The following is a 22,078-nucleotide window of genomic DNA, read 5'->3' on the forward strand; positions in this document are numbered from 1 at the left end:
TCTTCTGGAGCCAATCGGAAACATTCCGCCTGCAGAGGCAGAAGAACAATACTACGCCATGCTGGACGCGCCAGCGATGGCCGCATAACTTAAACCAAACGGTCTCCGGCAAACCCGGGGCGGTTCACAACTTATGACCGCTCTCACCTCCAACAACTCATCCGACCGTTCCGCCTTCAAGGTCGATATCTCCCGCGGCGAACGGATCGCCCGCGTTTCGTCGGAATGGTTTTCCCGCCCCGACGACGAACGCTTCCTGTCGCTGACCGAGCTCTACGACACCGTCCGGTCGCGCGCCGAGCGCGCCCATGCCCGAACGATCGAGAGTGCTGCGATCCGCGTCGAAGCAACGCGCGACAATGCGGAGCGGCTTGCGCTTCTCGTTCCAGGTCAACGCCAAGCGATCGCACCGACCCACTGGAGCTACGGCCAGCTTTGCAGCCTCGTTGGCGCTCCCGCCACCTATATGCGCCAACTGCCGGCGCCGCTTGCCGCGATCAACCTGCAGCACGGTCTGCTCAACCATCGTGCCGAGCTCGTCAAGACGCTTGAGATGGATGACGGCCGGCTGAAACTGCGCGCAGTGACCGGACCGGAATACGGTCGGATCTGGGATCATGAACTGGTCTCGTCGGTCATGAAGATCGCCGGCAACGGGACCGGTGACACGATGTGGAAAGTACCAGGTGTTCTCGACTGGGCGACGATGACCCACAATCCCTTCGTCGACATCACCAAGGACGCGACCACCCTTTATGCCAGTGATCGCGACGTCTTCCTGTTCCTGGTCGACGACACCCATCCTATCGAAGCCGGACGTCTGCCGAACGGCGAGCCGGATCTCTACTTCCGCGGCTTCTACGCCTGGAATTCCGAGGTCGGATCGAAGACGCTCGGTATCGCCTCCTTTTATCTCCGCGCGGTTTGCGCCAACCGCAACCTTTGGGGTACGCAAAATTTCGAGGAGATCACCATCCGGCATTCGAAGTTCGCCGCCCAGCGCTTCGCCCACGAGGCAGCACCCGCGCTGACCAGCTTTGCCAATTCGTCGCCGGCGCCATTTATCGCCGGCATAAAGGCGGCACGGGAGCGGATCGTCGCGCGCAAGGACGATGACCGTGAAACCTTCCTGCGCCGGCGCGGATTCTCAAAAAGTGAGACCGGCAAGGTGATCGAGATGGTGCTGTCGGAGGAGGGGCGGCCGCCGGAGTCGATCTTCGATTTCGTGCAGGGCATCACCGCGCTGGCGCGCACCAAGACCAATCAGGACACGCGTCTGGAACTCGAAGGCAAAGCGAAGAAGCTGCTGGAGAGTGCTGCCTGACATGTTCATGCGCGCCGGGCTCAGGCCCGGCCGCGTCTGCAAACCCCATCGTCGTCATCCCAGAGCCCGGTCAAGCGCCGGGCCTCATTTTGTCTGGAGCACCCCAATGGCTATCCCCGGTCATGTCCGCGCAAACTTCGACACGCTGCTGCGCGCCGCAGCCGATGGCAACCTTGCTCTCGTGGAATGCGTCGATGCGGCTACACGCGAGCCGTGTTACGTGCTTTGCGCCGTCGGCGGCACTGACGGCGAATACGACTTCACGCCGTTTGGCCATCTTGCCGACGGCAATCCTTACGACCCCTATCTACCGCCCAATCCCGACGATCCAACCGGCTTCATGGGGAGCCCGGCAACCTAAGCACTGATGATCGGCACAGTTTTAGCTGATGATCCCCGATCCCTCCCTGGCTGCCCCGATTTCGCTCCTCCGAACCTTCGGCAGGACGCTGGGCTCCGCTGTTCTTTTCTCTCTCTTGGAGCATCCTTCGATGAACATCAGCTCGCATCCTCAGACTATTTCCACCACTTCGCGGTCTCACTTCGGAAGCAGCGCTCAAGGCCTCATGGACGCTGCTGCCCAAGTCATGTTTCTTTTGGAGCGGGGTAAAACTGTCACCGCCGCTGACTTGCGGCAAATCATGACGGAGGTTTTCGGCGGCAGCGACGCCGCGGGCCTCTGGCTCTGGAAGGATGCCTTTGAGGCGACCGAAATCGCCCAGGTGCTGTTTCTGCGCAAATTTCGCGCGGTCGTATCCCGAACCCAGTCGCCCCAGTCGATGCTCGCGATGCTGACGAAGCTGGCAAACCTCTTGCCGACCCATAGCCGACGGTCCGAGGAGAGCCAGGCCCTGCAGCAATTCTCGACTCCGATCCCTCTTGCGTACGTCGCATCGCGTGCTGCAGGCATCATAGCCGCAGACGTGGCGCTCGAGCCGTCGGCTGGGACCGGCATGATGGCGATCTTTGCGGAACTCGCGGGCGCTCGCTTGGCGCTCAACGAATATGCGGTGGTCCGGCACTCGCTGCTGCAGCGGCTTTTCCCTCATGTTCCGGTATCGCAGCACGACGCCGCACATATCGACGATTACCTCGACCGTTCAATTCGGCCGACCGTGGTGCTGATGAACCCGCCTTTCTCGGCCGGGGTCCATGTCGAAGGTCGCGTCGCCGACGCCGCCTGGCGGCATCTGACCTCCGCATTCGCTCGTCTGGCCCCCGGCGGCCGGGTCGTCGCGATCACCGGCGCGAGCCTCTCTCCGGAGAATCCCGCGTGGCGCGACGCCTTCGTGCGGCTGCAGGGGCAGGGCACTGTGCTGTTCACCGCGGCGATCGACGGCAGCATCTACGCTCGTCACGGCACGACGATGGAAACCCGCCTGATCGTGATCGACAAGATCCCGGCGGGCGATCCTTCGAAGCTGGTGACGTCGAGCGGTACTGCGCACGATCTGGAAACACTGCTCACGTGGATCACGGGCATTCGACCCCGCTCGCCCGCGACGGCGTCGAACTCTGCCGGTTCGAACTCCATCGGTAGCCTGGGCGCGGACACGATGCATCCAGCAGCGGTTGCCGCACCGTCGCATCGCCCTGCGGTCGGCGGCCAGGCGAAGCCTTCACCAATGGCCCGCGCTGCACCCGTCGATGATGAGGTCATCGAACTCTCCTACGAGCTGCGGGACGTTCAGCCGAAGGAGGAAACCAGTGGCGCGGATGGCATCTATGAGACCTACCGGCTGCAGTCGATCTACATTCCCAAGGCAAAACCTCATCCCGACACGCTGGTCGAATCGGTTGCGATGGCCTCGGTCGCACCGCCGAAGCCGAGCTATCGCCCGCACCTGCCGAAGCGCATCGTCACCAGCGGTGATCTCTCCGACGCCCAGCTCGAAAGTGTCGTCTATGCGGGCGAAGCCCATTCCGGCTACCTCGCCGGTCATTGGATCGTCGACGCCTCCTTCGACAATCTGAAGGCCGTCTCACCCGACACGGAGCATGCCGTTCGTTTTCGCCGCGGCTGGTTTCTCGGTGATGGCACGGGCGCGGGAAAAGGCCGCCAGGCCGCCGGCATCATCCTCGACAACTGGCTGAAGGGCCGTCGTCGCCACATCTGGATTTCCAAGTCAGACAAGCTGATCGAGGACGCCCAGCGTGACTGGAGCGCGTCGGGCCAAGAAAAGCTGCTTGTGACGCCCCTGTCCCGTTTCCGGCACGGCAAGCCGATCAACCTGAAAGAAGGCATCCTGTTCACCACCTTTGCGACGCTGCGCAGCGACGAGCGTGAGGGCAAGCGATCACGGGTTCAGCAGATCGTCGACTGGCTCGGCGCCGACTTCGATGGTGTCATCGTCTTCGATGAAGGCCACGCCATGGCCAATGCCGCCGGCGGCAAGACCGAGCGCGGCGACAGGTCAGCGTCACAGCAGGGCAGGGCGGGACTTCGCCTGCAACGCGCGCTTCCGGATGCCCGTATCGTCTATGTATCGGCGACCGGCGCAACAAATGTCGAATCCCTTGCCTATGCCGAGCGCCTCGGTCTCTGGGGCAGCAGCGACTTTCCCTTTCCCACACGCTCCGAGTTCATTGCCGCGATCGAGGATGGCGGTGTTGCGGCGATGGAAGTACTGGCCCGTGACCTGAAGGCCATGGGCCTCTACGCATCGCGGTCGCTCTCCTTCGAAGGCGTTGAATACGAAATCCTCGAACACGAGCTCACCGAGGAACAGGTCCGCATCTACGACGCCTATGCCGAGGCGTTCCAGGTCATCCACAACCATCTCGACGCTGCCATGGAGGCGTCCGGCATAACCGGCAAAAGCGGGACATTGAACAAAAATGCTAAGGCCGCCGCACGCTCGGCCTTCGAAAGCTCGAAGCAGCGCTTCTTCAATCATCTTCTGACCTCGATGAAGACGCCGGCCCTTCTCAAAGCGACCGCTGCAGATCTGAAAGAGGGTCACGCTGCGATTGTCCAGCTCGTCTCGACGGGCGCGGCTTTGACCGAGCGCCGGCTGGCACAGATCCCGGCCGAGGAATGGGGCGATCTCCAGGTCGACGTCACGCCGCGGGAATATGTCATCGACTACCTGATGCATTCCTTCCCGGTGCAGCTCTTCGAGGAATTTTCCGACGCCGAGGGCAATCTCAGTTCCCGTCCCGTCCATGACGCAAAGGGGAACCCGGTGATCTGCCGGGAGGCGGAACGCCGCCGCGACGAACTTGTCGAAACACTGGGTAGCCTTCCGGCGATCCCGACTGCCCTCGACCAGATCGTCCAGCAATTCGGAACCAGCCAGGTCGCCGAGATCACTGGCCGCTCGCGCCGCATCGTCCGTCGCGAGGACAACAGCTTCATTGCCCGCTATGCCGTGCAGAACCGGCCGGGCAGCGCCAATCTCGACGAGGCCCGCGCTTTCATGGACGACGAGAAGGGCATTCTCGTCTTCAGCGACGCCGGCGGAACCGGTAGATCCTACCACGCCGATCTCGCCGCCCGGAACCAGCGCCTGCGCCTGCACAATCTCCTAGAAGCCGGCTGGCGTGCCGACGTGGCGATCCAGGGCCTCGGGCGCAGCCATCGCACCAATCAGAAGCAGCCGCCCCGGTTCCGGATGATCACCACCAACGTCAAGGCCGAACGGCGCTTCCTCTCGACCATCGCCCGGCGTCTCGACACGCTCGGCGCCATCACCCGCGGCCAGCGCCAGACCGGCGGACAGGGCATGTTTCGCAGCGAGGACAATCTCGAATCCCAATATGCCCGCGACGCGCTGCGGCAGTTCTACGGACTGCTGCATGCCGGCAGGATCGAAGGCTGCTCGTTGGACAAGTTTGAGAGCATTACTGGTTTGTCGCTCACCTCGGAGGAGGGCGGACTGAAGGATGAACTGCCGCCGATCCAGACCTTCCTCAATCGCATGCTGGCACTGACGATCACCATGCAGAACCTGCTGTTCGAGGCCTTCGAGCAGCTGCTGGCCGCCCGCATCGAGGGGGCTATTGCCGCCGGCATCTATGACAAGGGCCTGGAGACGATCACCGCCGACAGCATGACAATCGCCGAGCGCCGGCTGATCTATACGCATCCGGTCACCGGCGCGCAGTCGCATCTCCTGACCATCGAGCGCAGGGATCGCAATGCACCGACGCGGCTCAAGGACGTTCAGAGTCTTGTAAGGCAGGATCCGCGCGCGAAGCTGATGATCAACGGCAAGTCGGGCCGGCCGGCGGTGATGGTCCCGACCCGCTCGATCATGCTGGACGATGGCTCCATTCAGCCGCGCGTGTCGCTGATCCGGCCGATGGACGAGCTCCGCTTCGAAGTCCGGCAGCTCGAAGAGACGAATTGGGAGGAGGCTGACGAACAGGCTTTCGTCCTCGCCTGGAATACCGAAGTCGCTTCCGTGCCGGAATTCTCGACGTCGATGATGCACATCGTCAGCGGGTTGTTGCTGCCGATCTGGAAATTGCTGCCGCAGGACTTTTGCCGCGTACGGCGTCTGCAGACCGATGACGGCGAGCGGATCGTCGGCCGCGTCATAGCGCCGGATCGTCTCGCCGGCCTTTGCCGCAACTTCGGGATCGATCAGACGCAAGTGCCGACCGGCGACCAAGCCTGGACGGCGCTGGTCGACGGATCCTCGATCGTCGGCCTTGCCGGTGACATGACGCTCCGCCGCGTGCGGGTGATGAACGAGTACCGTGTCGAATTGACCGGCTTTACCGACGGTATGCGCGACTGGCTGCGGTCGATCGGCCTCTTCTCCGAGATGATCAATTGGAAGCTGCGCTTCTTCGTGCCGGTGACCGATGAGGGCGCGGAGATCCTATCGAAGCTGATGCAGCGTCACCGCCTCGTCGATGTCGCGCGCCGGTCGTGACGGAGGCCCGCCATGCTGTCCGCCGCTGATCTGGCGGGCCGTCTCGCTCAAGACGCCGAGGCGGTCTGCCGCCACTATCTTTCCGCCGGCCGCCGCGCCGGCAACTACTGGCTCGTCGGCGACGTCGCCAACAGCACGGGCCGATCGCTCTACGTGCATCTGGCCGGCTCGCGCGCCGGCAGGTGGACTGATGCGGCAACAGGCCAGTTCGGTGACCTGCTCGATCTCGTCCGCGAGGCCTGCGGTCTCGTGGACTTCCGTGACGTTGCCGAGGAGGCGCGCCATTTTCTCAGTCTGCCCCAACCCGAACCGGTGCCGGACCTCAGAGGCAACGTCGGTGATGGCCCTCCGGCCGAGCGGCCGGCGACGGAGCGGGCACGACGGCTGTTTCGAATGACGCAGCCGTTGGCGGGTACGCTCGCCGACATCTATCTGCGCGAACGCGGTATTCTGCGGGCATCGACCCATGCGGCGCTACGTTTCCACCTGTCGTGCTACTATCGCGATCTCGTCACCGGCCGGACGGCCAGCCATCCGGCGTTGGTCGCAGCCGTGACGGACGCCGCCGGAGCGATCACCGGTGTCCACCGCACGTATTTGTCTTCGGGCCCCGACCCAGGCGGCGTCGGCAAGGCCAAGGTGGATGATCCGCGCCGTGCTCTCGGTGGGTTGCTCGGTAATGGCGTCCGTTTCCGCTATCCCGTCACCGATCCTGTACCGGTCCTGGCAGCGGGCGAGGGCATCGAGACCATGCTGTCCTTGTCACATGTGATGCCAGGCATGCCGATGGTCGCTGCCCTGACGGCCAATCATCTCGCGGCCTTCAACTTCCCACCCGGATGCCGGCGTATCTATATCGCGGCCGACGCGGATGCCGCCGGCCGGCATGGGATCGAGGGATTGAGCCGTCGGGCACAGGAGGAGGGAATCCTGCCGCTGGTGCTGTCGCCTGAGCTCGGCGACTTCAACGAGGATCTTCGCTGGCTGGGCCCCGCCCGGCTGACCGCCGGTCTACGGGCGCAACTCATCCCGGAAGACGCGATGGCCTTTCTGCCCTAATGAGCTTCGCAGGAATCAGGGGGCGGGGGCGCCAGCCGCGTGGGCGAGAGGACGGTCCGGGTGCCGGCCCCCCTTGTGGATGCGCGCCCGCGGGCCTGTCGAGAGGCGACCCTTACCACGCGGGCCTCCGGACCTTCAGCGGGTCGGTCGGGTTTCTTCCCCTGCCGGGCCATTTTCGCGCATCGGCCCGAAAAACGGTTCCCACTTTTCGGGCCGATGCGATGGCCCGTCATTCCTCGCGGATCAAGAAACCCTTCCTCCGCCGCCCGGCGCTTCGCTGGGCCGCTGCGCTTCGCTTGCGGTTCCGGCCTCGGCCCGCGTGACCGGGTTCGCCGTCAGGCCGCGAGAGGCGCGGCCCACCGAACGGAGACCACACATGGACCTGATCCTTCACGCCGACGACGGCTTCGAGCCCCACCACGCGTCCTCCCCGACCGACCGCGTCATCTACGAGATGCAGGTCTTCGGCTATCGTCCCTTCCAGGACGAGCCCGATCCGCGGCCATTGCCGGAGGAGCCGCAGGTCCGGTCATCGATCACCACGATCTTCGACGCGCTCGCCGAGATGCTCGGCGACACACGCTTGGAGCCCGATCTCGAAGACCTGTTCTGGTCGATCCCCAATCTCTTCCATCGCGCCGGCGAGCGCATCCAGCGCGAGCTCGACCGCAATGAGGAGGCGCAGCGCACCGGTCAGGGTGAGCAGGACGGCTCGGAGGTGAAGAGTGTCGAGCTCGAACGCCTCATTGCCGAAGGCATCACGCTCCTGGAGCGGCGCAACGCCTTCGAGTTCATGCGCGACTACGCGGCCGACCTCTTCGAGGCGCAGACCGGTTCGTCCTGGCGGCCACGCACCGGCTCCAAGGTCAATCATGCCAACATGACGGCGGCGATGATCGATAGCCGCGACTTTCTCTCCGCCCGCCGCCGCGCCGAAACCGAAGTGCTAATCCCGGCCGGCACCAAGATCGCCTTCGCCGGCGGCATGGACTACAATGATCATGAGCGAATCTGGGCCAAGCTCGATCAGGCCCACGCCAAGCATGCCGACATGGTGCTGCTGCACGGCGGCTCGCCGAAGGGCGCCGAACGGATTGCTACATGCTGGGCTGCAGCCCGCAAGGTGACGCAGATCACCTTCAAGCCGAACTGGACGAAACACGCCAAGGCCGCCCCGTTTCGGCGCAATGACGATATGCTGTCGGTCATGCCCGCCGGATTGATCGTCTTTCCCGGAAACGGCATCACAGGCAATCTCGTCGACAAGGCACACCGGCTCGGCATTCCGGTCTGGGAGGCTTCAGGAGACGGCGCATGAGCGCCGTCTTGCCGGATGCATGGAAAAGATGGAAAACATGGGGAAAATGGATTATATGGGAATCGAAGTGGAGATCTTTGCGATGAAGCAGTTCACGACAGGCGACCTCAACAAGCAGATCGGCGACGTTACCGATGCGGCAAGCCGCGAGCCGGTTGTTCTGACTCGCCACAAGAAGCCTCGCTTCGTGCTGATGAGCTACGATCACTATGAGCGCATGCGCACCGGTGGCGACCCCCGCCGCGCCTTTCATATCTCGGAAATGCCCGCCGAGCATGCGGAACTGTTCGACGAGGCGCTCGATCGGCTGGCGCATGGCGAAGGCTACGACGATGAGCCGTGAATTCCGACCCGGCGAGGTCATCTCCTATCCCTACCTCTGGGCTTGGCAGCAGCAGCGCGGTGAGACCGAAGGCCGCAAGCAGCGTCCTGTCTGCGTCGTCATCGCCATCCGCAATGCCGCCGATGGAAATACCGATCTGGCGCTTCTCGCCATCACCACCCAACCGCCGCAAACTGGTCGCGCCTCATTGGAGATCCCGGACATCGAGCGCAAGCGCGCGGGCTTAAGCGATCTGAAGCAGTGCTGGATCATGGTCGACGAATACAATTACGATATCGTCGAGCGCTCCTGGTATATTGAGCCCGGTCAGGACATTGTCGGCCGCTTCAGCAAAGCCTTCATGGTGAAGATCGCCAGACTGTTTGCCGAGGCGCGCGGCCGAACCGGCCGGGTCAACCGCCTCGACTGAGACTTCCCGCATCCCCGCCGGGCGCTGGGGCGACATCCCTTGAAATCAGGTCTGTCACTCGATTGCGCTCCGCAGAACTGCAGTCGCGTCAGAAGAAGCCTGCGGTTCGAGCGCGACGCCGACCGAAGCCGTCTTTGACGATGAGGATGGGATCAGGACTGTGCCGATCTCTCGCGATGTGCCGACTGGTTGACGGCCAGCGTCCGTTGACCCGAACACCACCAACGCATGCGACGCGCGCGGCAATCCGCGCGGCAGCAAACGGGCGCCACGGCGAGGTCTCCTGACGAGGTCGCAATCAAAGACCATTCCCGTTCTTTGTCGCCTTTCTAAGGGACCGGCCGCGATCAGCGTCAACCCGCGAGGGGTTTCCCTTCGCTACGCTGCGGTGACGCCTGCGGCGCGGCCCCTTCTTCGGGCGCCATCGGGAATGGTCCCGATGCAACGAAGGAGACAATCCCATGGCTACCACGATCGCAACTCTCACCGAAAAGACCGACGGCACTCTCGAAGGCGTCTTCGCCACCATCCGGGTCAACGCCCCCATCGCCCTCGTCCCGAACGCCAACAAGGCGAGCGAAGAAGCCCCGGACTACCGCATCATCCACCGCAAGACCGGCTTTGAGATCGGCGCGGGCTGGAACCGCATCTCCCGCCAGACCGGCGAGGAATACATCTCCACGAAGCTCGAAGCGCCCGAGATCGGCGTCATCTTCGGCAACGTCGCCCCGGCGCCCGGCGGCGAGCCCGGCAAGAAGGTCATCCTCTGGAACAGCCCGGCCTGACTGGGACTGCCGGCCTCCTAGCGGGGCCGGCTTCTTCTCCGAGCCAGCAACCGGCAACAAAGGATCTCCCCATGAGCCGCTATACCACCACCGTGACGAAAATCGCTTCACGTCACGCTGACCCAGACGCCACTATCGGCTATGACCGCCCTCTGCAGACGTTCTTTCTTCAGGCTTTCGCCACTTCCGATGGCGAGGATCTCGAACTTTGGCTTGGTACGGAATTTCAGGAATTCGAAACGCTTGCAGCCTTGCGCGCTGCAGCTGTCAGTCAAGGCTTTGATTTCGTGCCGCTCGCATCGGGTATTTTTCACCGGCTGCTGGACGATCATAGCCGTGAAGCAATCCGACCGGTCAGTGAAACGATCGTTCAGGATCTGCTGAACAATGCTGCTCCCTGCTGAGCCGCATATTTCGAAACATAACAGCCCGGCCACAAGCCGGGCTATTTTTATGCCTGCTCACAAGATCACTTGTTCAGCGCGTCCTTGAGGGCCTTGGCCGGCGTGAAGGCGAGCTTTTTAGCAGCCGCCACCTTGATCGTCGCGCCTGTGGCCGGATTGCGAGCTTCGCGTTCCGGCGTGTTTTTGATTTTAAACTTGCCGAACCCCGGAAGGCTCGTTTCATTGCCGGCAATCGCTGCATCGGTGATCGAAGCAATCACCGCTTCGACAATCGCCTTGCCCTGTGCTTTGGTTAGCCCGTGCTCACCTGCGATCTTGTCGGCGATTTCGTTTGTCGTCGTCATTTTTTCTCTCCGCATCGAAGTTGATCCGAAATCCCTGACAGGTGGATGTCGGCCTGTCATTGACGCGATGGCGAAGAAGCGTTCAGCAACCCCGGATTTCCACAGTTTCCAACCGGTCGATAGCCTTTCTGACGTTCCCTGCGGGCGAGATCCAGGAAATGCATCGCAGCCTCACGCTCGGTTGCGAACACCTCGGTCTTTTCGCCGCCGCGCGATCCGATCCGGCCCCAGCGGCGCACCACGGCGATCTCTCCGAACAGGGTCGGCTGCATGGAGAGGGCATAATACCGTGCCATGTTTTTCGTCGCGTCGATGCGCTGGCAATAGAGCCGGAAGGGGTAAGTCGCCATGGGCGAACGATGACGAAGAGACGCCAGCGCGTCCAACGACAGTTATGAATCGGTGGAGGCGCTTCGATTCACGACTTTGATGAATGCTGGCGATCATTGAGGAGACGCCATAGAAGTCGCTTTCCATCAACGGGTAGACGGCAATGGACGACGCATTCACGATCGACAACCGCGGAGATTTCGGCCTATGGGCGATCGAGGCCGCCAAGCAGATCGTCGGCGAACAGGGGTTCGAGCTGGCGAAAGCCGCGCGGGACGGCACCGAGGGAGAACTTCGTGACGCGGGAAACGCCCTCGGGCAGGCAATCACCAATGCGCTCCTGGAGGTCTATGACGGGTTGCTGGACAGTGCCGAGGACGAATAGGCTGACGGCCTAGGCCGGCAGCGGCGGCATGTCACCCTCGGTGACCCGCCAGATCCAGGATCCAAGATCCGGCCGCGCGTCGATCATCTCGCCCAGGGCTGCCTGGAAGTCATCGCCGGCATCCGGTGGGACGATATAAAGCGCGCAGGGCAGGGGCCTTGCTTCGGGCAGGATCGCATTTGCGAGCGGGTGAATGCGCGGGAGATCGAACCTCAACCCCTTTACCGACTTGGAGCGCAGGCGGCCGAGGCGACCGACCAGCAGCTGTTCATAGGCGCTCTCGATCGGCAGCCAGTGTTCGGTCACCGCCATCAGGGCAATCTCGTTGACGGTGGCAATGCCGGCTGGCGTGCCCCCGATCGTCATGATCGCCATCAGATGCGATGTCTCGGTGCTCTGCCACAGCATCAGTTCCGTTTCAAACCGCCGTTGCAGGGACCGCCAAGCGGGCTCTTCGAGATAGAGCCGGAAGCCCGGCATGTGTTTGATCACGACCTGACGGCCGTTGCGCACCCCCGCGAACTCCTTGATCTCCCCAACCAGCACCATCAGCTTTTTCGAACCGGCTGCTGCCTGGAAGAGGCCGGTAAGCTTTTGGGCCCGGCGCTGTTCGATCGCCGCCCTGTCACCGGCGCGGAACGGTTCGGGAATGAGCAGCCTGTCGGCCAGTACCTGCCCACGAACCTCCATCAGCCGAGCGGCTTCGCTCAGATGCTGATAGACCTGCCACCAGTGCCGTTTGCCTGTCCAATGCGACGTCCATTCCGTCAGCCCGCTCTCATGCCAGAGGAAATGCAGTAGCCCGCGCAGGGACAATTTTTTGGTCTCGTTTCTCACGCTGTCGGCTGGCGCGGCGCTCTCGTTTGATCTTGCGACCGCGCCGCGTTTCGACAGTGAGAAATCCAGCGTTAGCGATGCGGTGCCGGCAGTCGGATCGAACTTGATCGCGCCCCCCATCAACGGTCCAAGGCCTGACAATTCGTAGGGCGGTTCGTATGAAGGGCAGGCCGGATCGTGTTTGCCGCCCGAGAGCGGCATGCGTTTGATCACCAGCTGGTCACCGATATTGGCCACATACATCGGGACCGGCGGTTCGCAGCAGAGACAAAGCGGACGGACCTTTCCACGATAGGCATCGGTTAGCTGGTCTTGAATGCCTTCCTCACCCTCTTCGCAGACTGTGCGATCGAGCAGAAAGCGCCTCATGCGAACAGCTCCGGCCGCGCGTGAGGCGACGGCGAATATGGGTGCCACACGCGAGAAAAAACAGTCTGTTCAGATCGGCCGATTGTGCCGGACGGGCAAAGCCAGCTCAAGGCCGCGCGGCCCCTCCAAATTTCTCGTCCCTGCGTTTCACTCCGCTCCGACAAATTCTAATCTAGCCCCTCAACCGAACAGAAGGCCTGGAAATATGAACGTGCCCAGCCAGAGGCCACGGATTGCCGTCGGCCGTCTATATCACGAGTCCAATCGCCTCAATCCGCAACCGGCCACCGCCGACCAATTCGAGATACAACGGGGCGAAGCGGTGTTTGAATGTGCCGGCTCGACATTGGGAGGCATTATCCGGTACCTCAGGCAAGCGAACGTCGAGATCCTGCCGCTGATCTCCGTTTCAGGCCCGCCAAGCGGTCTCGTCGACCACGAGTTCTATCAAGCGATCCGCAAGGAACTGCTCGAGCGGATCGAGGCGTCGCACCCTGATGCAATCATCCTTGATCTGCACGGCGCGGCGGCTTCGACCGAGCTCGCCGACCTGGAGGGAGATCTGCTGGCCTATCTCAGGCGACATGTCGGCCCCTTAGTGCCAATTGGAATCGGTCTCGACCTGCATGCGCACCTGACCGACTCGATGCTGGAAAACACCAACATCTGCATTGCCTGTAAGGAAAACCCGCATTCTGACGTCGTCGAATGCGGCATGCGAGCCGCAGAGCTGACCCTGCAGGTTTTAAAAGGCGACTTGCGACCGGTCGTGATCAGTGCCCGGGTGCCGATGATCCTGCCAGGCGCCGGCGAAACCGCGATTGGGCCGCTTGGCGAGATCCACGACAGGGCTAGAGAGCTTGCAGCCAGAACAAGCGGCATTGTCGATATCTCCATCTACAACGTCTTCCGCTATGCGGACGACTACAATATCGGGCAGGTGGTAACGGTCATGACTGATGGAGCCGTTTTGCTCGCCTTGGAGGTGGCCAAGGAGCTCGCATGGGCGTTCTGGGACAACCGGGAACGTTTCGTCGATGATCTTTTCGAGATACGGGATGCCTTCGAGATCGCGCGATCGCAACCGGCCAACCGCCCGTATGTCATGGCCGACATGGGTGACCGGATCCTGGCCGGCGCGCCCGGTGACAGCACCGTTTTGCTGGCGGAGGTGCTGGACCATTTCGCTGAGCTTAGAGGTGCCTTGACCATCACCGATGCCGTCAGCGTAAAACACGCACAGGATGCTGGATTGGGCGCCACGGTCACGCTCGACGTCGGCGGACAGATTTCGCCGGGACTATCGTCGCGCAGGATCACCGGGAAAGTGATCCACCTGAGCGACGGCGCATATACGCTCGCCGGGCCGTTCCATGGTGGGGAGGCAAGCTCCCTTGGGAGCGCAGCTGTCGTTCTGGTCGAGGAACGGGTGTTCGTGATTCTCACCACCAAACCTGCCTTTAGTCACGACCCGGCCGTGTTCACGAGCCAGGGCATTAATCTGAAGTCCGTCGATTTCGTGGTGGTGAAGTCGGGCTATCACTTCACGATGAATTTCAAGGGGATTGCGACGCCGCTCCTCGTGTCGACGCCCGGGGTCGGCTACTACCGGAAGGGGATCTTCCGTTACGAAAAATCTCGGTTTTGGCCGGAACATGACATCGACCTCAAAGCCATCGAGACAAAAGCGTTTGGGGGCAGATCTATTTCGCCATGATCAGCAGGTTTGGGGGTGGCGCTTGGGAACGCCATCCCTTTTGCAAGGTGAATTTTGGACAGCTGAAAAGAGTCACTCGTCCCTCTCTCCGCCACCCGTCATTAACAGCCAAGCTACCGCCGCCCCAAGCAGCATGACACCGACGATGGCTCCAGTTGCTGCCGAAGGGTTCCCTTGGGCAGCCTTGCCGAGACCGTAACTTTCCTTTTGGAATTGCCGTGCGAACTGGCCAGCCTTAGGAGCGATGTATGTCACCGCACTTTCCGCTGCGTCGCCAGCTTGCCCAGCGAGCGTGCTACGGAGATCGGCAAGCCGTTTTCCAATGCGGTCTCTCCCACGATCACGGCTGAAGCCGTGCCCCGTTTCGCCGTCGGTCGAAGATGACGTCTGGAGCCTGGTGCGGCGCCAGCCGACCAAGAAGATATCAACGACACTGTTGCCGGGTCATGCGGTGCCGGCGTCTGGACGAAGGCGGAGTGCCTGTGGCATGACCAAACCACGATGCCAAAACCGAGTGAACCAGGTCACCGTTTACTGTAGCCAACAAGCCTGCGCTACGACAACGATGGGTTCCCGGCGGCTATCTTGGCCTCAACATCCGTATGCGATGTCTCTCGGCGAAATGTGCGAGAACTGGACAAGAACACTGCCATGCCCGCCAATTTCTCCGGATCAGCCAGACCGCGCCTATAGAAGCGGTAGACGATTTTTGCGAGCTGTTCTTTCTTCGCGCCGTCTGTTTCCTCGCTTAGTTCGAGGGCACGTCGCACCGCATCTCGCATCGCTCTCAGATCGTGCGTGTTCATTGCGTGCGGAAATAAAGGATAATCACCCGACATAGCTGTCTCTCCTAGCTCTGGAGTACGTGGAAGCACAATACACAGTTGAGCTAAGGTGTCTGGTTGAGTGCGTTATCGGACCAAATCAGCTGAGACGAACGGAGAAGGAAGGTTCCCCAATTCCGTCCGCGCCCGCACGGCGTCTTGGGCTGCTGGAGGAACTGCATTCATTAGCTGCGAGACAGCTACAGCTGTGCCATGTGGGAGGCCCCGACAGTACATCACAGGACACCGAGCGGTCAGCTCGCAGCTCGATCCCAGAGTCTCAGCCGGGCCCGCAACGGCAGAGGTGCCGTGCAAGGCCTCTCCCGCAGGAGGGTATGGCCACACGGCCACTGCGGTAGCAGAGCTTTATCAGGCGCAGTTTGTTTCCGTGACTCCGGATTGTGTCTTGGTGAACAAGCGGGTGAAGGTCCACACCTCGACGCCGCCTTCTGGCGCAGCACGTGGGAGGCCACGGGCTAAGGTCTGCTTCACTACCCAAGATCGTGGGATCCATACGCAGCCCCAAATAACCTTGCATCAAGGGTGGCCCCTTGGAAACGGCAAGCCGCTGGGATCTGTGCGTCCGTCACTGGAACTGGCAACCGGCTTGAGCGCAAGGGTGGCGACAATTTCGCCCTTGGCAACCTTCTCGCCCAGGATCCGAGCATCCTCGATGGGCTTCATGATGAGCGACATCCAGCGATGCAACTCTACCTTCAGGGTCTCTGACGGAGCCCGTGCGTTCGTGGGTTCTCCCTTGAGTTGAGCAACCCGAACTTCCATGGAGCGTGCTGTTCCCGGCGCAACCGCATGAGCGTTCGCCAATGCCCAGTTATGCGTGACTGTCGAGGCCCTGCGGTCCGTCGAAAACAGGTGCAATGAATTCGTGAAGCGCCTCTGCGGTGGCGACCTCGGCCAGAAGGCGGTCGTCCGAATCGCAGATACGAATGCTCCACAGTGTGAGTGGCTTGCCCATTTTGATGTACTCCGCTGCGAGTTCGCGGATGGTCTCGCGAGCTTCACTTTTGGCAGCCTCCAGATCGGAAAGCTTCACTCCGTCAGTATCAACCACATGTTCCTGCGCTAGGTTGAGGTGGAGAAAATACACTTGCATCAGCCTCTCCTTGTTCGGCGCGAAGCTGCCCGAACTCGCGGCCGCGACGATAGTTTCCGTACGGAGACGTACGGTCAAAGGCGTCCCCTTTCTCCATCGGGCCGCGGGAACCGGCGACGAGCTGGCGTCAAGCTGCTCCCGAGCCCGTCGCCAGTGATTCGCATCGCGACCTTCAGGACACCCCGCCTTCCCAAACGGGTATGCGCGCAGCCGGATCGCCTCATTTCTCCCATCCATTCGCTCCTCCTTTTTTTGTTGTCTGCTTTCTATCTGTAGGCGTCATTGCTGCTCTTGCCGGGTTTCGCCGGATCGCGCGCATACGCGCGTCCTTTGGGGACCGCTATTTCTCCAAAACTGCTCGACAGTTCGTGCAGGCGCTGGCGTATGTGCGCGCCCTTCATGGGACGCCCGTGTCCACTGATCAGAAGTTCCGGCTTCAAGGCGGCGAGGAGCGCGACCGACCGTTCGGCCTCTTCCCAATCCGATGTCAGATAGCGGGGCGGGCCGTGCATCTCTGGCCTTTGGGTGAGGGTTTCGTAGACTGATTCTTGACCGGTGGTCACAATGGCATCTCCAGCGACCAGCGTGCGGTCTTCCTCACGCCACAGCGAAACATGCCCCGGTGTGTGGCCAGGCGTGTGCAGCCATTTCCATCCCGGCATCTCCGGGACGCTCTGGTCGGCTGGGAGCATTTTAAGCCAGTGCGCAACGTTCACAGGCAATCGCGGAAACAGCGGCGAAAGAAGAGCCATTGCGCCGCCGCCGACAAGGGCGTCGGCGGGCGGATAGGACGAACGCCCGTTCAGATAGGGAAATTCCAGCGGGTGGGCATAAACTGGAACGTCCCATCGGCGCGCCAGCTTTTCCAACGAGCCGGCATGGTCGAAATGCCCGTGGGTCATGAGAATGGCGGCGGGGCGGGCTTCCCGGCCAAAACGATGCTCGGCTGCCTCGATAATTGCGCTTTCAGACGCCGGCAATCCCGTGTCGATCAGCACCCAGTGATTACCCTCGGACGGGTCGCCGTAAAAAACAACGTTGACAATCGACAGGCGCAGATAGGACAGGTCGTGACTGACGGCCAGTGTGCTGGAGCCAGCTTCGGTTGTGGGGGCAAGATCGCAGTCTTCAAGCGAGAGTTGGACAACCATGATTATCTCCTGAACGAAGTGCAGCAAACAGGATCGGCTGCGTGAAGTTTCATCCCCGATGACGCGTGGCGACAAAAAAATTGGGCCATCCACGAAACTCCGGCCGACCTCGACTGTTCGAGCGGCTCCTCATCAAGAAAAGGAGATCTTCATGTTCTACACCGACGGCAAGTTGCAGTATCCAGTTCGCGTCGAGACCCCCGATCCTTTGTTCGCCCGAGCGCTGCAGCAGGCGATCGGCGGGGTTGAAGGCGAAATCCGGGTTGCCATGCAATATTTCTTCCAAGCATGTGGTGCCCGCGGGAATCCGAAGTTCCGGGATCTGCTGATGAACACGGCGGCCGAGGAACTCGGCCATATCGAGATGCTGGCGACGGCAGTTGCGATGAACCTTGAGGGCGCTCCCCTTAAGCTTAGGGAAGAGGTCGCAGCCGATCCGGTCGGCGGCGCGGTGCTAGGGGGTATTAACCTGAAGAACCTGCTGTCTGCTGGCCTGTCAGCAATGCCGGTCGATTCAGATGGCGTGCCGTTCGATATGTCGCATATCTATGCGAGCGGCAACATTGCCGCAGACATGACGGCCAACGTTACCGCCGAGTCAACCGGCCGGGTACTTGCCGTCCGCCTCTACAACATGACCAGCGATCCCGGCATGAAGGACATGCTGTCTTTCCTAATCGCCCGCGACACGATGCACCAGAACCAGTGGATGGCAGCGCTCGAAGAGCTCGGCGGCCCAACCGGCGCCTTCCCGATTCCGAACAGTTTTTCGCAGGAGCAGGAAAACCAGGAGTTCAGCTACGCCTTCCTCGGCTTCCAAGCGGATGGCAGCGATCCGGTAGCCGGTCGTTGGTCGCAGGGATCTTCCATGGATGGGAAGGGCCAGTTCCGGCCAATGCCGATGACGGCGGCTCTAGGGCAGAAACCGGTACTCGGTCCGGCCAAGCCGGGTGGCGGAGCGCAACAAGAACAGATGTAAGTCACGTTTTCAACCACGGCAAACCGACGGCAACGGCTGCCGAAGCCGGCCCTTGTTCCTGCTTATCTCCGTCGGTCACACCATCGAGCTTCCCCGGGAGCGCAAAAGATGCCGCGTGGGTGCTTGCCGATGAGTGGCCACCGAACCGCGGCCGCCGTGAAGCCGCGCTCCGCTTGTGCTTGGCCGCACTCAAAGGGCAAGCGGATCCTGAACAAGCACGATTTGCTCTCCTTGCCGCCGCGCGAGAGGCTGACATTCCGATCATCGGCCCTTGGCACTCGCAATGATTGCGAAACCTGGAGGTTGCTGTAGGTCATGAAGTTCGGACAGTTTTGCGGTATACGCGTCGACGAAATGGGCTTGCATCACAGTAGTTTCCTGCTCAGCGCGAAGCTGCTGTTTCCGGCGACGAGCCTCCCGAGGGCGAGGAAATTCCCTTCATTCTACCTCGGCGCGGTCACGACTTGGGATGCCGCGATGTTGCTCTGTCTGGCGGCCGCGGCGGACCAAGGTTTTATGGAACCTTCGGAGGTCTCGGAATATGCGGGGGTGTTGCTGCGATTAGTTCCATAGAGATGAGGCACGAAGAACCAATCTTGGAACGACTGGTGGGGTGCGTCCAAGCAGGAGCGTATTTCGTTGAGGGGAGTAGGTTGAGCTTCGTTGCGTCGAGGGTAGGTGAACGAAGAGATGCCCGCATCGCATGCAACGAGCCCGTCAAGCCTCCGCAAGTACCGGTAAATATACATTAGGCCAGTGATTATTTCCCGCCAGGATGATTGCGATCAAGGCATGACCCAGCGTGAAGGGGAGGTAGTGCACCCGGTCGCCCAGCAGCTCCTTAATCTCTCGAAGGGTTTGCCGAGACTTGCCGAACGCCACGCGAAATTCCGGCCGCCGACTGGTCGTGGCGATGAGTTCGCACATGGCACTTCGTAGGCCCGATTCGTGAGCGGCCGCCACCTGGACTTCGCGCACGCCCTTGCTTGCTGCGCAGGCGACGGCCGCTTAGGCAACACGGCTTTTCGCAAACCCCGCGGCGGCACCCAATATTGCAGTTCGCAACGATGGCGCTCGGCTGTACCTCTTGAAAAACCTGTTCCGAATCTACACTTAGCCGGTGCGATCAGGAGTCTCTGGCTCCATTGCGGCTGGATCGTCAAATATGGAAGCATGGGGAACGGGCTGTCGGCTCGCGCCGACGTGTGCCTTCCACTCTTCTTCTCAGATAGTGCCCCTCGGTGTTGGCTCCAACGCCGACGATGCTGACTTACGATTATAAGATGACCGTCCAATATCCCAAGCCTACCCCCTATCAGGCTCAGCTTCTGCAGGCGCACAAGCTTCGACAAAGCAGATTGGCGTCTGCCGTCCGTCGAGCAGGCTCAGCGCAGACGCATAGGATCGAGAGCAATAGCCGCCCGCCGCTGTGGAAGAGGTCGACCATTTCCTTCGACGCGCACGTCCGTGCATACCAGTTCCATCTTGCGAACAAGCTGGTCCGACCGGAGGTGACCTATATCAAAAAGCGCTGTGCCGAATTAGGTGTTCCTTATCGTGATATCGTCGGGCGCTCCGCCTTGAAGAGCGTCGTCGCGGCACGTCGTCTCCTCATGTGGGAAGTCCGTCAGAAATTTTACCTTGCCTACGCTGATGTCGGTAGAGCTTTTGGTGGTCGTGATCAGTCCACCGCTATTAGCGCGATCAGGTCCTTTGGGGGCGGTGATCCATTGCCGCAGTGAGCGACGGCGGCCACGGGACCTGTCGTCCCAGTTGAAGTTCGGAACTCGATAAGCAGGTTATGGCTGAAGTCCCGCCGGGCGAGTTCGCGGCGGAAATGGACAACAACCTCAGAAGCGGCGGGCAGGCCCTGTAGCGCATGTCAGATGCGAGCCGGCGAGATTCCGCCATGCGCCAGGTGAGGCGACAGGAGCGGTGCGGCACCGGTCGACGGCAGATCGAGGCCGCGCTTGTAACCGTACAGCTTACGATCAATGATGTCGCGCAGCCCTTCCTGTGCGCCTGCTTCACCGGGTGCCCAGGTTTTTCCGGATCCCGCGGCCCAATCAGGTTTCGGCGGCAGCAAAGCCCAGTCAGCGAGGTTCACGTCGGCAGAGGCCCGGCGACGGGACTTTCGTTGGCGCGTCGATGGGTTCGACCGGCTCGCCCGCCTTCTGCAGCGCGTTCAAGAATGGCGCAAACACCTTGAAGGCGTTTCCCGCAGCGGTGCGGATGGATTTCGGCTCGTGCAGGAGTTGGCCGTGAAACGCTTTGATAGCGAGACCGCGCTTCTTCAATGCGGTGGGAATGTCGCGATCGAAAAAGCGTCCGCTCATAGGCGCGGTTGACGAAGACCGTTTTTGCATCGGTCTTGCGGGCGAGATCGGCGAGCACGCCGGCCCTTCCGGAAATGAGGATGAGGGATGAGGTCGCTGCCCAGAGACTTCAGCGATGCCTTGAGCGCGGTAGGCGAATGGTGCAGCACCAGGCCTGCGGCACCGAGCGGCCCGATGCTCAGCTGTGCCGGCTCGCGCATATAGACCGGGATGACCGGGCCGCCGCCCTCGATCGCGGCGTGCAGCGCCGCGTTGTCGTCGAGACGCAGATCCTTCCGGCCCCAGACGGTGGCGGTGGCCGGCTTTTCAAGAGACACAGTTTTATCCGTTCAGGACATTGCTGCTGCCGCGGCACCGTCCCGTCCGAGGTCCTCCGGAAGCTACATCCGTGTCCGTTAATATCTTTGAAAAAGCGGCAACGACGCCAGCTAATCAATCGAAATGGCGTCGGCAATCAGAAGCTTGGAAAGCTGCAAGCGGGCGCGGTTGACCCGGCTTTTCATGGTACCCACTGGGCATCCGCACCGGTGTGCAGCATCTTCATAAGTCTCGCCATCGACCACGATCAGTTCCAAAGCAGTTTGATAATGCTCTGGCAAAGCAGCGACAGCTTTTTCAAGCTCTCGCCCGCGGACGCTCCACTCTTGGGACGGTTGGATAATGATCCACGCTGCCGAATCCTCGGCTAGCCCGACCGACTCGCGTTTGGCAAGGCTGTATTTCGAGCAAAAGCTATTCCGCATGATCGTAAATAGCCAAGACCGTAATTGGGTCCCCCTCCGAAACTTTGCTGAATTCGCAATCGCCTTTGTCAATGTCTCTTGGACGAGATCGTCCACATCGGTCGGTGCGGCATGAAAGCGGCGCGCGAATTGCCGGACTGCGGGAATATGTTTGAGAAGTTCTGCGTCGGTAAAGCCTGTTTCATGCTCACAGTCGTGCATTTCTTCCTCCTGTTACATCAGAGGAACATCTGCCCAGATCTTACGTTCCTGAAGGAAGCGCTCCGTACGATCTCGTACGGCGCCCGCTTGACCCGTTGCGGAACGTGAACCAGCGAGTGTATTAGGCACCCTTCCGGCGACGGCTTCTTGACGTGCAGGTCCCCGCACAACATCAAGGCAGGAAGCTGCGCCGATGCGAGGAAGCCCTCCAGCGCTCATCTTC

The 22,078-nt window shown here is 61.4% G+C and carries 25 protein-coding genes and 1 pseudogene; 14 read left to right on the top strand and 12 right to left on the bottom strand.

The annotated features are described in order from the left end of the window. Nucleotides 1-133: 133 nt before the first annotated feature. The 9 genes from C5J24_RS26880 (at nucleotide 134) to C5J24_RS26920 (ending at nucleotide 10,525) form a co-directional block, all read left to right on the top strand. Entirely contained in the window at nucleotides 134-1,324 is a 1,191-nt protein-coding gene (locus C5J24_RS26880) for a DUF932 domain-containing protein (RefSeq protein ID WP_105422316.1), read from the top strand. 106 nt (nucleotides 1,325-1,430) lie between these two features. Further along, nucleotides 1,431-1,685 carry a DUF6117 family protein gene (locus tag C5J24_RS26885; RefSeq protein WP_105422318.1) on the top strand — a complete coding sequence of 85 codons (255 nt, stop codon included), beginning with the start codon at nucleotides 1,431-1,433 and terminating at the stop codon, nucleotides 1,683-1,685. 130 nt (nucleotides 1,686-1,815) lie between these two features. After that, complete coding sequence (locus C5J24_RS26890) at nucleotides 1,816-6,207, top strand: strawberry notch-like NTP hydrolase domain-containing protein (RefSeq protein WP_105422588.1); 4,392 nt, start codon at nucleotides 1,816-1,818, stop codon at nucleotides 6,205-6,207. A gap of 12 nt (nucleotides 6,208-6,219) precedes the next feature. Continuing rightward, nucleotides 6,220-7,266: a toprim domain-containing protein gene (locus C5J24_RS26895; RefSeq protein ID WP_105422320.1), complete on the top strand. Its 1,047-nt coding sequence runs from the start codon at nucleotides 6,220-6,222 to the stop codon at nucleotides 7,264-7,266. Between the two features lie 376 nt (nucleotides 7,267-7,642). Next, entirely contained in the window at nucleotides 7,643-8,584 is a 942-nt protein-coding gene (locus tag C5J24_RS26900) for a DUF2493 domain-containing protein (RefSeq protein WP_105422322.1), read from the top strand. Nucleotides 8,585-8,666: 82 nt separating this feature from the next. Further along, nucleotides 8,667-8,927, top strand: a complete 261-nt coding sequence (locus C5J24_RS26905; protein ID WP_027690650.1) for a type II toxin-antitoxin system Phd/YefM family antitoxin — start codon at nucleotides 8,667-8,669, stop codon at nucleotides 8,925-8,927. After that, nucleotides 8,917-9,336: a hypothetical protein gene (locus C5J24_RS26910; protein ID WP_105422324.1), complete on the top strand. Its 420-nt coding sequence runs from the start codon at nucleotides 8,917-8,919 to the stop codon at nucleotides 9,334-9,336. The genes C5J24_RS26905 and C5J24_RS26910 overlap by 11 nt, the downstream gene beginning before the upstream one ends. 461 nt (nucleotides 9,337-9,797) lie before the next feature. Then, nucleotides 9,798-10,121 carry a DUF736 family protein gene (locus C5J24_RS26915; RefSeq protein ID WP_037083672.1) on the top strand — a complete coding sequence of 108 codons (324 nt, stop codon included), beginning with the start codon at nucleotides 9,798-9,800 and terminating at the stop codon, nucleotides 10,119-10,121. A 71-nt stretch (nucleotides 10,122-10,192) separates the two neighbouring features. Further along, the gene (locus C5J24_RS26920; protein ID WP_105422326.1) at nucleotides 10,193-10,525 is read left to right on the top strand and encodes a hypothetical protein; all 333 of its coding nucleotides are present in this window, start codon (nucleotides 10,193-10,195) and stop codon (nucleotides 10,523-10,525) included. Between the two features lie 65 nt (nucleotides 10,526-10,590). Here the strand turns inward: C5J24_RS26920 and C5J24_RS26925 are convergent, their stop codons facing one another. After that, nucleotides 10,591-10,869 carry an HU family DNA-binding protein gene (locus C5J24_RS26925; RefSeq protein WP_105422328.1) on the bottom strand — a complete coding sequence of 93 codons (279 nt, stop codon included), beginning with the start codon at nucleotides 10,867-10,869 and terminating at the stop codon, nucleotides 10,591-10,593. A gap of 56 nt (nucleotides 10,870-10,925) precedes the next feature. Continuing rightward, complete coding sequence (locus C5J24_RS26930) at nucleotides 10,926-11,219, bottom strand: WGR domain-containing protein (RefSeq protein ID WP_105422330.1); 294 nt, start codon at nucleotides 11,217-11,219, stop codon at nucleotides 10,926-10,928. Between the two features lie 143 nt (nucleotides 11,220-11,362). Between C5J24_RS26930 and C5J24_RS26935 the strand changes: the two genes are divergently transcribed. Then, nucleotides 11,363-11,584, top strand: a complete 222-nt coding sequence (locus C5J24_RS26935; protein ID WP_105404750.1) for a hypothetical protein — start codon at nucleotides 11,363-11,365, stop codon at nucleotides 11,582-11,584. 9 nt (nucleotides 11,585-11,593) lie between these two features. Here the strand turns inward: C5J24_RS26935 and C5J24_RS26940 are convergent, their stop codons facing one another. Next, on the bottom strand, nucleotides 11,594-12,790 hold the full coding sequence (locus C5J24_RS26940) for a DUF1173 domain-containing protein (RefSeq protein ID WP_105422331.1): 1,197 nt from the start codon (nucleotides 12,788-12,790) through the stop codon (nucleotides 11,594-11,596). A gap of 205 nt (nucleotides 12,791-12,995) precedes the next feature. On the opposite strand from C5J24_RS26940, the gene C5J24_RS26945 reads away from it, so the two are divergent. After that, the gene (locus C5J24_RS26945; RefSeq protein ID WP_105422333.1) at nucleotides 12,996-14,507 is read left to right on the top strand and encodes a M81 family metallopeptidase; all 1,512 of its coding nucleotides are present in this window, start codon (nucleotides 12,996-12,998) and stop codon (nucleotides 14,505-14,507) included. Between the two features lie 554 nt (nucleotides 14,508-15,061). Here the strand turns inward: C5J24_RS26945 and C5J24_RS26955 are convergent. The 4 genes and pseudogenes from C5J24_RS26955 to C5J24_RS26970 all read right to left on the bottom strand — a co-directional run bounded on the left by C5J24_RS26955 (nucleotide 15,062) and on the right by C5J24_RS26970 (nucleotide 17,596). Further along, nucleotides 15,062-15,346 (bottom strand): hypothetical protein, encoded by a 285-nt coding sequence (locus C5J24_RS26955; RefSeq protein WP_105422337.1) that lies wholly within the window; start codon nucleotides 15,344-15,346, stop codon nucleotides 15,062-15,064. 817 nt (nucleotides 15,347-16,163) lie between these two features. Continuing rightward, complete coding sequence (locus C5J24_RS26965; RefSeq protein ID WP_245446805.1) at nucleotides 16,164-16,523, bottom strand: hypothetical protein; 360 nt, start codon at nucleotides 16,521-16,523, stop codon at nucleotides 16,164-16,166. A 57-nt stretch (nucleotides 16,524-16,580) separates the two neighbouring features. After that, a pseudogene (locus C5J24_RS32750) lies at nucleotides 16,581-16,682 on the bottom strand (DUF2934 domain-containing protein); the annotation flags it as partial. Nucleotides 16,683-16,711: 29 nt separating this feature from the next. Then, entirely contained in the window at nucleotides 16,712-17,596 is an 885-nt protein-coding gene (locus C5J24_RS26970) for an MBL fold metallo-hydrolase (RefSeq protein ID WP_105422344.1), read from the bottom strand. 151 nt (nucleotides 17,597-17,747) lie between these two features. On the opposite strand from C5J24_RS26970, the gene C5J24_RS26975 reads away from it, so the two are divergent. Together C5J24_RS26975 and C5J24_RS32755 are read left to right on the top strand one after the other, a co-directional pair. Next, nucleotides 17,748-18,575, top strand: coding sequence for a manganese catalase family protein (locus C5J24_RS26975; RefSeq protein ID WP_105422346.1), 828 nt, complete (start codon nucleotides 17,748-17,750; stop codon nucleotides 18,573-18,575). Next, the gene (locus C5J24_RS32755) at nucleotides 18,458-18,862 is read left to right on the top strand and encodes a DUF982 domain-containing protein (RefSeq protein WP_371674842.1); all 405 of its coding nucleotides are present in this window, start codon (nucleotides 18,458-18,460) and stop codon (nucleotides 18,860-18,862) included. Before C5J24_RS26975 ends, C5J24_RS32755 begins: the two co-directional genes overlap by 118 nt. Before the next feature lie 430 nt (nucleotides 18,863-19,292). On the opposite strand, the gene C5J24_RS32760 is transcribed toward C5J24_RS32755, so the two are convergent. Further along, nucleotides 19,293-19,502, bottom strand: coding sequence for a hypothetical protein (locus tag C5J24_RS32760; protein WP_172724159.1), 210 nt, complete (start codon nucleotides 19,500-19,502; stop codon nucleotides 19,293-19,295). Nucleotides 19,503-19,858: 356 nt separating this feature from the next. Between C5J24_RS32760 and C5J24_RS26990 the strand changes: the two genes are divergently transcribed. After that, on the top strand, nucleotides 19,859-20,317 hold the full coding sequence (locus C5J24_RS26990) for a helix-turn-helix domain-containing protein (RefSeq protein ID WP_172724160.1): 459 nt from the start codon (nucleotides 19,859-19,861) through the stop codon (nucleotides 20,315-20,317). A gap of 140 nt (nucleotides 20,318-20,457) precedes the next feature. Here C5J24_RS26990 and C5J24_RS26995 read toward each other — a convergent pair whose 3' ends face one another. From C5J24_RS26995 to C5J24_RS27010, 4 genes are all read right to left on the bottom strand, one after another. Continuing rightward, complete coding sequence (locus C5J24_RS26995) at nucleotides 20,458-20,682, bottom strand: hypothetical protein (RefSeq protein WP_105422354.1); 225 nt, start codon at nucleotides 20,680-20,682, stop codon at nucleotides 20,458-20,460. Continuing rightward, complete coding sequence (locus C5J24_RS32765; protein WP_105422356.1) at nucleotides 20,669-20,941, bottom strand: deoxyribodipyrimidine photo-lyase; 273 nt, start codon at nucleotides 20,939-20,941, stop codon at nucleotides 20,669-20,671. Before C5J24_RS32765 ends, C5J24_RS26995 begins: the two co-directional genes overlap by 14 nt. Beyond that, nucleotides 20,908-21,228: a deoxyribodipyrimidine photo-lyase gene (locus C5J24_RS32600; protein ID WP_105422358.1), complete on the bottom strand. Its 321-nt coding sequence runs from the start codon at nucleotides 21,226-21,228 to the stop codon at nucleotides 20,908-20,910. Before C5J24_RS32600 ends, C5J24_RS32765 begins: the two co-directional genes overlap by 34 nt. 111 nt (nucleotides 21,229-21,339) lie before the next feature. After that, entirely contained in the window at nucleotides 21,340-21,855 is a 516-nt protein-coding gene (locus tag C5J24_RS27010) for a sigma-70 family RNA polymerase sigma factor (RefSeq protein ID WP_105422360.1), read from the bottom strand. Nucleotides 21,856-22,078 lie beyond the last annotated feature (223 nt).

The sequence above is a fragment of the Neorhizobium sp. T25_27 genome (assembly GCF_002968565.1).
In the GTDB taxonomy this organism is placed as follows: domain Bacteria; phylum Pseudomonadota; class Alphaproteobacteria; order Rhizobiales; family Rhizobiaceae; genus Neorhizobium; species Neorhizobium tomejilense.

Bases quoted from the DNA above. Each gene is read 5' to 3' on its own strand.
- C5J24_RS26895 (WP_105422320.1), top strand. From the start codon at position 6,220: ATGCTGTCCGCCGCTGATCTGGCGGGCCGTCTCGCTCAAGACGCCGAG.
- C5J24_RS32760 (WP_172724159.1), bottom strand. From the start codon at position 19,502: ATGTGCGAACTCATCGCCACGACCAGTCGGCGGCCGGAATTTCGCGTG.
- C5J24_RS26905 (WP_027690650.1), top strand. From the start codon at position 8,667: ATGAAGCAGTTCACGACAGGCGACCTCAACAAGCAGATCGGCGACGTT.
- C5J24_RS32765 (WP_105422356.1), bottom strand. From the start codon at position 20,941: ATGCAAAAACGGTCTTCGTCAACCGCGCCTATGAGCGGACGCTTTTTC.
- C5J24_RS26930 (WP_105422330.1), bottom strand. From the start codon at position 11,219: ATGGCGACTTACCCCTTCCGGCTCTATTGCCAGCGCATCGACGCGACG.
- C5J24_RS26915 (WP_037083672.1), top strand. From the start codon at position 9,798: ATGGCTACCACGATCGCAACTCTCACCGAAAAGACCGACGGCACTCTC.
- C5J24_RS26990 (WP_172724160.1), top strand. From the start codon at position 19,859: ATGACCGTCCAATATCCCAAGCCTACCCCCTATCAGGCTCAGCTTCTG.
- C5J24_RS26970 (WP_105422344.1), bottom strand. From the start codon at position 17,596: ATGGTTGTCCAACTCTCGCTTGAAGACTGCGATCTTGCCCCCACAACC.
- C5J24_RS26940 (WP_105422331.1), bottom strand. From the start codon at position 12,790: ATGAGGCGCTTTCTGCTCGATCGCACAGTCTGCGAAGAGGGTGAGGAA.
- C5J24_RS26920 (WP_105422326.1), top strand. From the start codon at position 10,193: ATGAGCCGCTATACCACCACCGTGACGAAAATCGCTTCACGTCACGCT.
- C5J24_RS26900 (WP_105422322.1), top strand. From the start codon at position 7,643: ATGGACCTGATCCTTCACGCCGACGACGGCTTCGAGCCCCACCACGCG.
- C5J24_RS26955 (WP_105422337.1), bottom strand. From the start codon at position 15,346: ATGTCGGGTGATTATCCTTTATTTCCGCACGCAATGAACACGCACGAT.
- C5J24_RS27010 (WP_105422360.1), bottom strand. From the start codon at position 21,855: ATGCACGACTGTGAGCATGAAACAGGCTTTACCGACGCAGAACTTCTC.
- C5J24_RS26910 (WP_105422324.1), top strand. From the start codon at position 8,917: ATGAGCCGTGAATTCCGACCCGGCGAGGTCATCTCCTATCCCTACCTC.
- C5J24_RS26925 (WP_105422328.1), bottom strand. From the start codon at position 10,869: ATGACGACGACAAACGAAATCGCCGACAAGATCGCAGGTGAGCACGGG.
- C5J24_RS26975 (WP_105422346.1), top strand. From the start codon at position 17,748: ATGTTCTACACCGACGGCAAGTTGCAGTATCCAGTTCGCGTCGAGACC.
- C5J24_RS26945 (WP_105422333.1), top strand. From the start codon at position 12,996: ATGAACGTGCCCAGCCAGAGGCCACGGATTGCCGTCGGCCGTCTATAT.
- C5J24_RS26890 (WP_105422588.1), top strand. From the start codon at position 1,816: ATGAACATCAGCTCGCATCCTCAGACTATTTCCACCACTTCGCGGTCT.
- C5J24_RS26885 (WP_105422318.1), top strand. From the start codon at position 1,431: ATGGCTATCCCCGGTCATGTCCGCGCAAACTTCGACACGCTGCTGCGC.
- C5J24_RS26880 (WP_105422316.1), top strand. From the start codon at position 134: ATGACCGCTCTCACCTCCAACAACTCATCCGACCGTTCCGCCTTCAAG.
- C5J24_RS26935 (WP_105404750.1), top strand. From the start codon at position 11,363: ATGGACGACGCATTCACGATCGACAACCGCGGAGATTTCGGCCTATGG.